This window comes from Mucilaginibacter daejeonensis (assembly GCF_020783335.1).
Classification (GTDB): Bacteria; Bacteroidota; Bacteroidia; order Sphingobacteriales; family Sphingobacteriaceae; genus Mucilaginibacter; species Mucilaginibacter daejeonensis.
Genome location: NZ_CP086068.1, coordinates 581,969 through 594,326, shown reverse-complemented (window position 1 = coordinate 594,326; position 12,358 = coordinate 581,969). Strand labels below are relative to the sequence as shown.

The window sequence follows — 12,358 nt, the reverse complement described above, 5'->3', positions numbered from 1 at the left end:
CCACGGTTGTACTAACAGTGTACTAACAACGTACTATCAAAGAGCCCCTGATTTACTTCTTTTGGAATAGGCATAAATCAAAAAAGCCCTCCAGCATACGCTGAAAGGCTTTCTATCGCTCCTGAAGCTGGACTCGAACCAGCGACCCTCTGATTAACAGTCAGATGCTCTAACCGGCTGAGCTATTCAGGAGTATTTTCCGGTTTGGAGTGGTGCAAAAGTATAAAGTCTGCGGTAATTTCACAATATTTGCAGCAAATATTTTTAATTTTTTTTCAGATGAGTTTATTAGTGATTGGTACTGTGGCATTTGACGCTATTGAGACCCCCTTCGGTAAGACCGATAAAATTGTTGGTGGTGCGGCTACTTACGCCAGTTTAGCGGCTTCGTACTTTTACAACAAGGTAAAGATCGTGGCGGTTGTGGGTGATGACTTCCCTCAAAGCGAGATCGCCGACCTGGAAGCACATCAGATCGGCACCGAAGGACTACAGATCAAACAGGGCGAAAGGTCATTCTTTTGGAGCGGCCGCTACCATAACGACATGAACAGCCGTGATACCCTGATCACTGAACTGAACGTACTGGCCGATTTTGACCCTATTATACCTAATAGCTATCAGGATTGCGAATACCTGATGCTGGGTAACCTTACCCCGCAGGTGCAGCAAACGGTGATCAACCGCCTCACTAACCGCCCTAAACTGATCGTGATGGACACCATGAACTTCTGGATGGACATTGCCCTGAACGACCTGCTTGATACCATCAAGATGGTGGATGTCCTGACCATCAATGATGCCGAGGCTCGTCAGTTAAGCGGCGAATACTCTTTGGTTAAAGCAGCTAAAAAGATCCTGACCATGGGTCCTAAATACCTGATCATTAAAAAGGGTGAGCATGGTGCATTACTGTTCCATGAGGACAAGATCTTCTCAGCTCCAGCATTGCCATTGGCCGATGTTTTTGACCCTACCGGTGCGGGCGATACCTTTGCGGGTGGCTTTATTGGCTATTTAGCCAAGGTAGGCACCGTGAACTTCAACAACATGAAAAATGCGATCATTTACGGTTCGGCGCTGGCCTCTTTCTGCGTAGAAAAATTTGGTACCGAGAAGATCAAGAACCTTACCAATGAGGAAGTTGCTGCACGTGTACAGCAATTTGTTGATCTGGCCCGTTTCGATATAGAACTTTAATCAAAAGCAGCAGTTATAAAAGTGGCAGCGGCCGGTCCTTTGCAGACCACCGCTGCTGCGTATAACTCTACAAGATACATGAATGCTGTCATCAATATCGTCCTTGTACTGCTTACCGTAGCCGCTATGGAAGGCTTGTCATGGCTGATGCACAGGTACCTTTTCCATGGTCCGCTGTGGTTCATACATCGCACGCATCACGAGGAAAGGCACGGCTGGTTCGAGTTGAATGACATCTTCAGCATTGGTTTCGCTGCTCTTTCTTTATGGCTCATGTGGGCCGGCCATTACCATATGGATGCCCGCCTATGGATCGGCTTGGGCATCAGCGTGTATGGCATCATCTATTTTATTTTTCACGACTGGTTCATCCACAACCGATTCAAGCCGTTCAAAACCAATAACAGTTACTTGCTCAACCTGCGCCGTGCCCACAAGATCCATCACCGCTCCACCCAAAAGTGGCCCTCAGAGGAATTCGGGCTGCTGATCACCGGTAAAGACCATCTCAGCAAAAAATAACTCTACTCGTCGATACAACATACCGCCGTGTATGCACATTGTGGGCTATCGTCTAAGTAGCTGACCACATTGGTGTGTAAATAGCTACCTTTGCAGCAACGTCTGCCGTGTATCGTATGCCAACATCCACCCTTAATAAGACCGTATCTGACCGATACCTGCTCTTCTTCCTTTTGGGGTGGACGGTGCTGAACATCCTGCAATCATGTACGCTCGGGCTGCACTCTGATGAGGCTTATTACTGGGTATATTCCAGGTTTTTAGATTGGGGGTATTATGACCATCCACCCATGGTAGCCATCTTTATCCGTATCGGCGATAGCTTGCTGCACAATGAGTTAGGCCTAAGGTTCATGACCATTCTGACCAGCACCTGCTCCATGTATGTGATGTGGCTAATGGCCAAACGTTATGGGGCCGATGTGCGCTGGTTCATTGTATCGGCGCTCAGCATATTTGCCTTTCACATGTACGGGTTCAATACCACGCCCGATGCGCCCTTGCTGTTCTTCACGGTATTGTTCTACTACCTGTATCAACGATATTTAGAGCACGACGCATGGAGGACCACGCTTTTATTGGGCATCGTGGTGGCGGGCTTGTTCTACAGCAAATACCACGCGGTGCTGCTCATCATTTTTACGCTTGCGGCAAACATCAAATTACTGAAAAGGCCCAGCTTTTATGCCATCGTGGCTATTGCGGGGGTGCTGTACATACCGCATATTTTGTGGCAGGTACAGCATGATTATGCATCGGCCAGGTACCACCTGTTCGAGCGTTCTTCGGAGACGTATGAGTTCGCGCATACCTACCTGTTCGTGCCGGGGCAATTGTTGATGGCCGGCCCGCTGATCGGCTGGTTCCTGATCGTTTATGGATTTGGTACCCGCATTAAAGATGTATTCATCCGTACGCTGATGGTCAATGGCTTCGGTATCTTTATCTTCTTCCTGATCAATACGCTGAAAGGGAACGTACAGCCTCATTGGACGCTCATCGCCTTTGTACCGGTGCTGTTGCTCACGCTGATCCGCACCACACAAGGCCATCCACCTGCATGGGCTTACAAACTTGCTTGGATCAACGCCGGGCTTATCGTAGGTTTTCGGCTGTTGCTGATCAGCGGACTACCTGCAATTACCCGCCTGCCGGCGCTTAAAGAATATTTTGGTTATCGCGAATGGGCACGGTCCATCCATCAAAAGGCCGGCAACGCGTTCGTGATATCGCCCATGGGTTTTCAAGAGATATCTAAATACAACTACTACACCCGCAGCCTCAAAGGCTTTGCTTATGATGAGGCATTTTACCGCCGCACACAGTACGACATTTGGCCCATTGAGGACAGTATGCAACATCATCGTGCTTATTACATCAATGCCTTCCCGCATACGCCTAACCTGATAGCTGATAGTACTGCTACCACCAAAGGCACCTGGTATGGCACCTGGGTGAACGATGTGCGCACTTATCAAAAGGCGGACATCATTACCGATAACTACAAGGTTACAGCTAAGCCAGGTCAACGGATCCAGTTCAAGTTGAAGATCCATAACCCATACAGTGATACCATTAAGTTCGATAGTCTGAACACGCATTCATTCGCAGTATTGAGGGCTTGCTTTTACCAGAGGGAAGACCTGAAAAGCATTCAACGTTCCGGTGCGGAATTCAAGAATATCAGCATCGCGCCTAACCAGTTCGGCACATATGACATGAACCTGACCGCACCGATGGAAAAAGGCCGTTATGATCTCATTTTTTCCATACGTACCTACCCTTTTAATGGGGGGCGTAACAGCAGGATAGTTAACTTTACCGTCCAATAACACAGTAATACATGATCAAAAGGATATACTTTCTATTCTTCTTTTTAATGACCACGGGCCTTGTTCAGGCGCAAAACAGCGTCGACATTGGCTTCAATGGTTTCGGCTTTCTGGACAACCGCGAATACAAGGCCTTTACCGAGCGTTCACGCACCTACTCGGGCACCCGGCTGGCGCTGGACCTGGGACTGAACATCGATAGCCTGAACCATTTTGTAGTGGGTATCAACGGTATTCATGAGTTCGGTGCGAAACCTTACTTTCTGAAGGTAGATCCGGTGGCCTATTACAAGTTCGAAAGTCACAAATGGCTGTTCAATGCGGGCATGTTCCCGCGCGAGGGACTGCTTAGCAATTACCCGCGTGCTATTTTGAACGATACACTGCGCTACTACCGCCCCAATGTTGAAGGCCTGCTCACCCGCTACCAGACCGAGTATGGCTACGAGACCTTATGGCTGGATTGGGTAAGCCGCCAAACCAATACCGACCGCGAGCAATTCCTGTTCGGTTTGGCCGGTAAGTACCTGCCCGACCCTGTAGGCCCGTTCTACCTGTCGCACTATTTTATGTTACTGCACGATGCCGGTCCGGCAGTGTCTATCCCAAATGATCACATTCGCGATAACGGCGCATTGCAGATACGTGCAGGATATAACTTTGGAAAGAACACCGTTTTTGATTCCCTTTCAGTTGAGGTCGGCGGAATGATGTCGTTAGAGCGCGTGCGCTCGGTGAACGGCTTTCAGAAACCGCTTGGCGTGGTGGCCAGCTTTTATGCCAGCATCAAGCGTTTGGCCTTTTATGATGAGTTCTATAAAGGCGAAGGCCACAACGTGACCTACGGCGATTCTTTTTACCGCAAAAAGACCTACAACCGGCTCGATATCATTTACACACCTTTCCTGTTCAAACACATCAAAGGGCAGTTCGTGTTAAGCTTGCACCAGTCACCGGGTCAACTGGGCGATAGCCAGCAAGCGTTCAGGATCACGTATGACCTGGGTCGTAAAAAACTATTCAATTTCGGGGACGATAAATAACATCATCATGGCAGAGCAGAACCCACCTTTATGCGAACATTTAAGCGCGATCACCGAGGTAAAGACCGCCAAAGAATACGTTTGTGAAGAATGTGCGAAACAGAACGGAACCTGGGTGCATCTGCGCACCTGCCAAACATGTGGTGTCACCTTGTGCTGCGATTCATCGCCACAGAAGCACATGACCAAGCATTACCACCGCAGCCAGCACCCGGTAATGGCATCGGCCGAGCCGGGCGAGCGCTGGTTATGGTGCTTCCCTGATGAAGCCTTTGCAGAATATTGATGTAAGACCGTTTATTCGGTCTTCACATTGATGCAGAACTCGAGGGTGTCTACCTCCAGGTTATCTTTAGTAAGTCCGGGCAAGCCTACAGGGGCCCACTCGGTGTTCAGTTTCACCAGGTAAAACTGCCCGTCCTTTTTGCGCATTTTAACCGGCATGTTAAAGCCTTTTACGTCGGCAGTCCACTTGGCGTAAACCTTACCGTTCTCGAACTTCAGATCCAGCTCAGGTAGTTTGGTATGGCGTAGGTATTGGTCAAATATAGGTTTCAAATTCAGTCCGGCCTGCTTGCTCATATAGTCCTCTACCTGTTGAGTAGTTACTGTTTGATGGTAGAAGGTACTATTTAGTCCACGCAGGATCTGACGCCATTTTTCATCATTACCGATGGTGGCACGGATAGTACCAAGCATGTTGCCACCTTTGTAGTACATATCGCCCGAACCTTCCTTGTTCACATTGTATGGACCAATGATGGGTTCGTCGTTCTGTATGTTCTTGCGTGTGCCTTTCAGGTACTCCAGGCCAGCCTCCTTGCCGTAGTTATGCTCGATGAATAGTGATTCGGAGTAATTGGTAAAGCTTTCATGGATCCACATGTCGGCCAGATCTTTAGAGGTGATATTATTACCGAACCATTCATGACCGCTCTCGTGTATGATGATAAAATCCCAATTGAGGCCACGGCCGGTGCCTGAGAGGTCACGACCGAGGTAACCGTTACGATACTTGTTGCCATAGGCTACGGCGCTTTGGTGTTCCATGCCTAAATGCGGCGTTTCCACCAGTTTGTAACCGTCCTCATACCAGGGGTATGCGCCGAACCAGTACTCCATCGACTTGAGCATACGTTTCACATCACGCTCAAAATGCGTCTTGGCCAACTCCAGGTGGTAAGGCAACACCCAATAGTCGAGGGTGAGTTTGCCTTTTTCGCCCATATAACTATCGTCAAAGTGCGTATAATCGCCAATGTTGGCCGCTATATCATAGTTGTTGATCGGGTTGGCCACGAACCAGTCGAACCGGGTGTAGCCATCAGGCAAAGTGGTGGTCTTGCGTAGGCGACCATTCGATACGTCTTTCAAGCCGGCAGGCACACTAATGCTCACCAGCATACTGTCCACCTCATCGCTCTGGTGATCTTTGGTAGGCCACCATATACTCGCACCTGCACCCTGACAGGCGGTGGCTACCCATGGTTTCCCTAAAGAGTCGGTGGTGAAAACAACGCCACCATCCCACGGCGCCCGTTTGGCCACGGTAGGGTTGCCTGAATAATACACCGTGAACTCTTCCTTGGCGCCTTTGGCTATGGCTTTAGGAAAGGTCACGAATACGGCGTTGAACTCACGGGTAAAAGGCACTTCTTTGCCTTTGTACTCTACCTTATCCACCTTGAGGTTAGCATACAGATCGAATTGCAGCTTGGTGAAATTTTGGGTGGCCGTGAACTTGAACAGATTACTGCCGCTGATGTACTTTTTATCGATATCGAACTTCACATCCAAATGATAGTAATTGATATCGTAACAGGTACGCAAAGGGGTAAGCAAACCACGCAAAGTATCAGCACGGGTATAGGTCTCTTTTTTTTGCATCAGCTGCGCCGAGGCCGTGAGGGAAGTAAAGGCCGCTGCTATCGTTAGAAGTTTTTTGAAATTCATGTTGAGGATGAAAAGGGCATTACAAATAAACGAATTGCCACTTAAATAGATAAGATGTTAATAAATTATTAGCGTCTGACTTTCCTATGTCGGGTGTATTTGCTGAATATGTTCTCATAGCGCCCGTTAAACTGAACTTTGGTGATCTTGCCGTAAGCGATGATTGACGGCTCTAAATCAAAAAAACCAAGCGCATCAAAATTTTGGACATGTATCGTCTCTTGTTCAATCTTAATAATAGGGCCTATGTCAAAACTTTTATCATCGGGGTCTTCACATTCAACGATGACTGTCAGTTCTTGGTCTTGTAATGATCTGAAAATAGATGGCCAGCTATCCAAGGATACATGATATTTTAGTACTACACGACCGCTTAATTTCTCCATGGCCATTATTTTATCAAAATACTTATCTACGTTATTAAAACGAAGCTTATGTATTTGGGCAACAGGGATTATGATGTATCCATCTATCTCAAAATCGTTCGTTTCTTGCAGTATGACAAAATCTTTTGCAAAAGCAACGATATAGCCGTGGCTTGTTTCGATACTCTTTGAGCCCACTTTACGGTATATGGTCAAATATTTTTTGTTTTCTTGATGGTATTGCAGTTTGTCGTACATATATGAGATTACTTAAAAACCCTGAGCGCATGCAATGTAGTGCAGCAAAAGCATAAAGTTTAGTGGTCTTATTTATATTTGTGTGAATCCATAAATACCAACTCATCATGGGCAAATTCTTCGACCATATGCAGCCGCAACATCGCGAATTTATTGAGCGGCAAAAGATCTATTTTGTCGCCAGCGCACCGTTGAGTGCTAATGGGCATGTGAATGTGTCGCCCAAAGGCTTGAACAGTTTCAGGATACTGGAAAATAATAAGGTGGCTTACCTTGACATCACAGGCAGCGGTAACGAAACTTCGGCCCATGTGCTGGAAAACGGCCGCATAACGATAATGTTCTGTGCTTTTGACGGGCCGCCGCTTATACTGCGTTTATACGGGCAGGGGCGCACGGTATTGCCAGGCGATGCTGAATGGCATGAACTTATTACTCTTTTTGATAACGTGCCACTATCGACCCGCCAGATCATAGTGGCCGATGTTGATCAGGTACAAACCTCCTGTGGATTCGGTGTGCCGTATTACGATTACACTGGCGAACGCGACCAATCAGTAAAATGGGCTGAGAATAAAGGTGAAGAAGGCCTGAAAGCATACCGCGAAGAAAAGAACCGCGTAAGTATGGATGGTTTGCCTACTGCGATGTTTTAAAGACAGCCTACTACAACCGTTCTATTCCAAAACGATCGGCCAATAGGTTCAGGTCATCCACCACGGCATTCACCAGCGGTATGCCGTTCAGCTTACGGTCTGCCTCTGCTTCCAGCTCCGGTTCGCCGGGGATGATCACTTTTTGATCTGGATCTACGGTGCGAGCATTTTTAAAACGGCTGATCCAGTTGTCCATGTTAGCCTTGAAGTCTTCCACCGGGCGGAAACCATCAACCCGCATAGCGCCCACAAAGTGACCGATACCCTGCCCTGGCTGATCGTTCAGCGGATCCATGAATGCCACGAATGGAGGCACCCACGGGCCATAGTTGGCTCCCGAAAGCACCCCCGACAAAATGTCTACTGTGGCGCTCAATCCGAAACCCTTGTGGCTGCCGTGCTCACGGTCACTGCCCAAAGGCAATAAGGAGCCGCCGCTTTTTAAAGCATGGGGATCAGTGGTATAATTACCCGAGCCGTCTTGGATCCAGCCTTCAGGTACGGCCTTTGCTAAGCGCTGGGCTATCTCCAATTTGCCATTGGCCGCGGCCGAGGTGGCCATATCCACGATCAGTGGCGGGTATTTACCTGCCGGAAACGCATAGCACATAGGGTTGGTGCCCAAAAGCCGTTCGTTGGCAAAAGTGGGCGCTACCAGCGGACTGGCATTGGTCATGGCAAATCCGATCATGTCCTGTTCAACCGCCATTAGTGCGTGGTAACCAGCTATACCAAAGTGATTGGAGTTACGTACCGATACCCATCCTGAACCATATTCCCGAGCTTTTTTGATGGCCACTTTCATAGCAAATGGTGCTACAACCAGACCCAGTCCGGCATCGCCATCTACCGTTGCCGTTGTGGGCGTTTCATGTACCACCCTGATCTGCGGTGTGGCATTGATGCGCTGCTTTTCCCACAGACGCACGTAACCGCTCAAACGAGCCACACCGTGCGAGTCGATGCCCCTCAGGTCTGACCGTAACAATACATCGGCCGACAGGTGGGCGTGTTCGTCACTGCAACCGATCGACTTAAATATGTTGTGGGTGAACTCTCGTAATCGCTGCTCGGGAAAGATGTGCTCCATGGTGTAAAAATAGTAGCTATCCATGCTATTGCAAAGCCATATTAGCATTGAAGGGCTTTTGATCGCAGTAAGTCAAAAAGGGCCACCCGACCCTGACAGGTGCTTTTCACACTTCTTTTGATGTGCTGATACCGATGAAAACAAAAATTTTATCACAACCTCGAACATAGCATAATCACAATTATATCAGCGTGTTGCACTCGTTAATAACTCATCTTTCAATCATATATTAAGAGCGCCGTTTCATCAAAAATGCAGTTCAGTGCAACGCCCTAATATTTTGCCTGTCATATAGGTGTGTACAAAGTTGGCCGACCTGTACACGACCACGCATAGCTGCCATCAACCGCACTACGCACCCTCAAGCTAAATTTTATATGAAAAAACTGATACTCACTGCGATCTGCGGGTGCATGGCCTTTATTGCCCTGGCCCAGGCACCAACGGCCACTATCAAAGGCCTCATCACCGATTCGGCCACTCAAAAGCCTTTGGGTCTGATCACGCTATCATTAAAGGATTCAGCAGGCACCCAAGGCATCAAAAGCACCCTCACCAAAGCTGACGGCAGCTTCGAGATCAATAAATTACCGGTAAAACATTATCAACTTTCAGTAGTGGCGGTCGGTTATGCCACCAAGACCATCCCGGTGAACTTTGCCTCGGCAACGATGACCGATCTGGGCACTATTCAACTGGCGCCATCAAATGGGCAATTGAAAGAGGTGGGCGTTACCGCATCGCGCCCGTTGATCAAACAAGAGATCGATCGGCTGAGCTACGATGTGCAGGCCGACCCTGATAGCAAAGCACTCACCGCCATGGATATGATGCGCCGTGTGCCGCTGTTAAGTGTGGATGGCGATGATAATATCCAATTGCAAAGCAGTTCGAGCTATCGCATCTTTATCAATGGTAAACCGTCGGCCTTGCTGGCCTCCAACCCCAAAGATGTGTTACGCTCTATGCCGGCCAGTAGCATACAAAAGATCGAGGTGATCACTACCCCTCCCTCCAAATATGATGGCGAAGGCTTAGCTGGTATCATCAACATCATCACCACCAAGAAGACCGAAGACGGCTATAACGGAACCGTGACCAGCCGCTACAGCTTGCCCTGGGGGCCAAGCATCAACTTGACGGGTACCGCAAAGGCTAACAAGTTTGGCATATCAGGCACTTACGGTATGGGCAGGCAACGTACCAATACCATGGAATTTGACAACCTTCGCCAAACATTTGACCCGGCCGGGTCAGGCAATGTGTCATCTACATTTTTACAGCAGGGAACCAATACTTACGGCGGCAATTACCTTTATAGCAGCCTGGAGGCCAGTTACGAAGTGGATACGCTGAACTTGTTCACCGGTTCATTGAATTATAATCTAGGCAGCTTTGACCAGGATCAAAACCGTTTCACCACCTATAATGCAGGCACTTTTGCCCAGTCATATTTATTGCTGAACAACGGCGGCTTCAACTGGAAAGGACTTGACGCCGGTTTGAATTACCAGTTAGGTGCTAAACGCAACAAGCAGCAATTGTTCACGGCGTCATACCGTTACTCGTACTCGCTTGATGGTCGCGCTAACGATCTCAGCGCACAGGAACGCGTGAATTATAACGTTCCTGATTATACCCAGCAGAACGATGCCGGTTACAAGGAACATACCTTCCAATTGGATGAGGTTTACCCGATCAAAGGGCTCACCATTGAGGGTGGTGCCAAAGCGATATTACGTAATGCGTTCAGCCGGGCATCGGGTCAGCAGTTACTTGGCGGCACTTATGTGACAGACCCGTCGCGCCGTAACGATTTTGACTACCACCAGGATGTGTATGCAGCCTATAATTCGTACCAGTTAAAGCTCACCAAGTGGACGTTCAAAGCCGGTGTCAGGTTAGAGCATACCCGGGTAGATGCCAATTTTATAACCGATAACAACACCTTGTTGAAGACCAGCTACACCAATGTGATCCCGTCATTATCGGTAATGCACACGCTGCCCAATAACCAAAGCCTTACCTTTGGCTATACCAGCCGCCTCGAACGCCCTTACATTTTTCAGTTGAATCCTTTCGTGGATCGCAGTAACCCACAGTTGCTGAGCACCGGTAACCCCGACCTGCAGGCTGTGACCGGTCGTTTGTTCGAGCTTACACATACCAAAACGGGCAAAGGCACGCTGACCAACAAGCTCAGCTATATCCAGATCGATAATAATATCGTGAATGTGCTGGCCTTGCGCAACGATACCTCGGTGACCACTTATGACAATGCCGGCAACGTGAAGATATTACGCTGGAACATTAGTGGAAACTACACGCTGGCCAACAAGCTCACCCTGAGTTTCAACACGGGTCTGTTCTATGTGTGGGTGAAAGGACCGTACATGGGTCAGTTCTTTAGCAACAAAGGATGGCGAACTAACACCAATGCCAACCTAACTTACAAACCTACCGATACCTGGACCTTTGGCTTAGGCGGCGGCTTTAACCGCAGGTACATCTTTTTACAGGGCGGCTCTAATGATTATGTGTACAGCAGCTTGAGCGCTTCAAAAATGTTCCTGAATAAAAAGCTAACAGTGAGCACGGTATTAAGCAACCCATACCAGGCAAGGTATAAATTCACGCAGTTCACCAGCACACCTGACCTTTATCAGTCAAACACCGGGAACCAATTTTACCGTACGTTCAGCCTGAGCTTGAGCTACAAGTTCGGTAAGCTGAGCAGCGATATCAAGAAAAATAAGCGCACGATCAACAACGACGATAAAAGCGGAAGCAATGGCAATTAATGCGATGGACACGATCATGCTTTGCTTAAAGGTGATCGCTTATGCGGCCTCGGTGCTGGCCGTACTGGCACTATACCGTTGGTTCACCACAAGCAACAAAAGGCCGTGAGCGGCCTACTATCATATATTATAATGACAAAAGGCCCCGGTATGCGGGGCCTTTTGTCGTTATAAGCTTTTGATCCAGCTTACCAGCTCGTCGCGGCCTTTGCCGGTCTTTTGCTGTAACCTGCCGAGTAACTCGTCATCTTTGCCTTCTTCGTGTTTCAGATCATCGTCTGTAAGGTCGGCGTAGGCTTGTTTGATCTTGCCTTTCAGCTCGTTCCAGCCGCCTTTTATCTCTAATTTATCCATAATAGGTAAGTTTTATATTAAAGCAACACCCGACCATCCATAGTGTTTTAGGGCGATCGGTTTTGTATATTCCGGATGGCTCTCGAAGTGTTACGATTTACGATACGCTGATCGCCCTGGCATCGAACAAGCACTATTTATTGGCTTTTCTTGAAAAAGTTGGGTTTTTACAGCTTTTTCCATTACCGGGAAGCGTAAAACGAGGCCCTTACTGTTACATCGGTGAAACACTTGAAACAGCTGTTCTGGGTCGCATCAGCGCTATGCCGCGCTTACATTTTTTA

At 48.3% G+C, this 12,358-nt stretch carries 11 protein-coding genes and 1 tRNA gene; 7 read left to right on the top strand and 5 right to left on the bottom strand.

Going from position 1 to position 12,358, the window contains the following annotated elements:
- Nucleotides 1–118 precede the first annotated feature (118 nt).
- Nucleotides 119–192 (bottom strand) — tRNA-Asn (locus tag LLH06_RS02700).
- A gap of 87 nt (nucleotides 193–279) precedes the next feature.
- Here LLH06_RS02700 and LLH06_RS02695 point away from each other — a divergent pair.
- From LLH06_RS02695 to LLH06_RS02675, 5 genes are all read left to right on the top strand, one after another.
- Nucleotides 280–1,200 (top strand): PfkB family carbohydrate kinase, encoded by a 921-nt coding sequence (locus LLH06_RS02695; RefSeq protein ID WP_228171723.1) that lies wholly within the window; start codon nucleotides 280–282, stop codon nucleotides 1,198–1,200.
- Between the two features lie 78 nt (nucleotides 1,201–1,278).
- Entirely contained in the window at nucleotides 1,279–1,722 is a 444-nt protein-coding gene (locus LLH06_RS02690; RefSeq protein ID WP_228171722.1) for a sterol desaturase family protein, read from the top strand.
- Between the two features lie 116 nt (nucleotides 1,723–1,838).
- Complete coding sequence (locus tag LLH06_RS02685) at nucleotides 1,839–3,554, top strand: ArnT family glycosyltransferase (RefSeq protein WP_228171721.1); 1,716 nt, start codon at nucleotides 1,839–1,841, stop codon at nucleotides 3,552–3,554.
- Between the two features lie 11 nt (nucleotides 3,555–3,565).
- A complete protein-coding gene (locus tag LLH06_RS02680; RefSeq protein ID WP_228171720.1) occupies nucleotides 3,566–4,597 on the top strand; it encodes a hypothetical protein in 1,032 nt (343 codons plus the stop codon).
- A gap of 7 nt (nucleotides 4,598–4,604) precedes the next feature.
- Nucleotides 4,605–4,883: a UBP-type zinc finger domain-containing protein gene (locus LLH06_RS02675; protein WP_228171719.1), complete on the top strand. Its 279-nt coding sequence runs from the start codon at nucleotides 4,605–4,607 to the stop codon at nucleotides 4,881–4,883.
- Between the two features lie 11 nt (nucleotides 4,884–4,894).
- Here LLH06_RS02675 and LLH06_RS02670 read toward each other — a convergent pair whose 3' ends face one another.
- Nucleotides 4,895–6,550, bottom strand: coding sequence for a M1 family metallopeptidase (locus tag LLH06_RS02670; RefSeq protein WP_228171718.1), 1,656 nt, complete (start codon nucleotides 6,548–6,550; stop codon nucleotides 4,895–4,897).
- 68 nt (nucleotides 6,551–6,618) lie between these two features.
- Nucleotides 6,619–7,173, bottom strand: a complete 555-nt coding sequence (locus LLH06_RS02665; RefSeq protein WP_228171717.1) for a hypothetical protein — start codon at nucleotides 7,171–7,173, stop codon at nucleotides 6,619–6,621.
- A gap of 107 nt (nucleotides 7,174–7,280) precedes the next feature.
- Here LLH06_RS02665 and LLH06_RS02660 point away from each other — a divergent pair, with 107 nt between their 5' ends.
- Nucleotides 7,281–7,829 carry a pyridoxamine 5'-phosphate oxidase family protein gene (locus tag LLH06_RS02660; RefSeq protein WP_228171716.1) on the top strand — a complete coding sequence of 183 codons (549 nt, stop codon included), beginning with the start codon at nucleotides 7,281–7,283 and terminating at the stop codon, nucleotides 7,827–7,829.
- A 10-nt stretch (nucleotides 7,830–7,839) separates the two neighbouring features.
- Here the strand turns inward: LLH06_RS02660 and LLH06_RS02655 are convergent, their stop codons facing one another.
- Nucleotides 7,840–8,919, bottom strand: a complete 1,080-nt coding sequence (locus LLH06_RS02655) for an Ldh family oxidoreductase (RefSeq protein WP_228171715.1) — start codon at nucleotides 8,917–8,919, stop codon at nucleotides 7,840–7,842.
- A 377-nt stretch (nucleotides 8,920–9,296) separates the two neighbouring features.
- On the opposite strand from LLH06_RS02655, the gene LLH06_RS02650 reads away from it, so the two are divergent.
- Nucleotides 9,297–11,720: an outer membrane beta-barrel family protein gene (locus tag LLH06_RS02650; protein WP_228171714.1), complete on the top strand. Its 2,424-nt coding sequence runs from the start codon at nucleotides 9,297–9,299 to the stop codon at nucleotides 11,718–11,720.
- Between the two features lie 168 nt (nucleotides 11,721–11,888).
- On the opposite strand, the gene LLH06_RS02645 is transcribed toward LLH06_RS02650, so the two are convergent.
- Nucleotides 11,889–12,074 carry a CsbD family protein gene (locus tag LLH06_RS02645; RefSeq protein ID WP_157539946.1) on the bottom strand — a complete coding sequence of 62 codons (186 nt, stop codon included), beginning with the start codon at nucleotides 12,072–12,074 and terminating at the stop codon, nucleotides 11,889–11,891.
- Nucleotides 12,075–12,358: the final 284 nt, after the last annotated feature.

Coding starts and splice junctions, on each gene's coding strand:
- LLH06_RS02650 (WP_228171714.1), top strand. CDS start 9,297: ATGAAAAAACTGATACTCACTGCGATCTGCGGGTGCATGGCCTTTATT.
- LLH06_RS02675 (WP_228171719.1), top strand. CDS start 4,605: ATGGCAGAGCAGAACCCACCTTTATGCGAACATTTAAGCGCGATCACC.
- LLH06_RS02660 (WP_228171716.1), top strand. CDS start 7,281: ATGGGCAAATTCTTCGACCATATGCAGCCGCAACATCGCGAATTTATT.
- LLH06_RS02690 (WP_228171722.1), top strand. CDS start 1,279: ATGAATGCTGTCATCAATATCGTCCTTGTACTGCTTACCGTAGCCGCT.
- LLH06_RS02645 (WP_157539946.1), bottom strand. CDS start 12,074: ATGGATAAATTAGAGATAAAAGGCGGCTGGAACGAGCTGAAAGGCAAG.
- LLH06_RS02665 (WP_228171717.1), bottom strand. CDS start 7,173: ATGTACGACAAACTGCAATACCATCAAGAAAACAAAAAATATTTGACC.
- LLH06_RS02695 (WP_228171723.1), top strand. CDS start 280: ATGAGTTTATTAGTGATTGGTACTGTGGCATTTGACGCTATTGAGACC.
- LLH06_RS02655 (WP_228171715.1), bottom strand. CDS start 8,919: ATGGAGCACATCTTTCCCGAGCAGCGATTACGAGAGTTCACCCACAAC.
- LLH06_RS02685 (WP_228171721.1), top strand. CDS start 1,839: ATGCCAACATCCACCCTTAATAAGACCGTATCTGACCGATACCTGCTC.
- LLH06_RS02680 (WP_228171720.1), top strand. CDS start 3,566: ATGATCAAAAGGATATACTTTCTATTCTTCTTTTTAATGACCACGGGC.
- LLH06_RS02670 (WP_228171718.1), bottom strand. CDS start 6,550: ATGAATTTCAAAAAACTTCTAACGATAGCAGCGGCCTTTACTTCCCTC.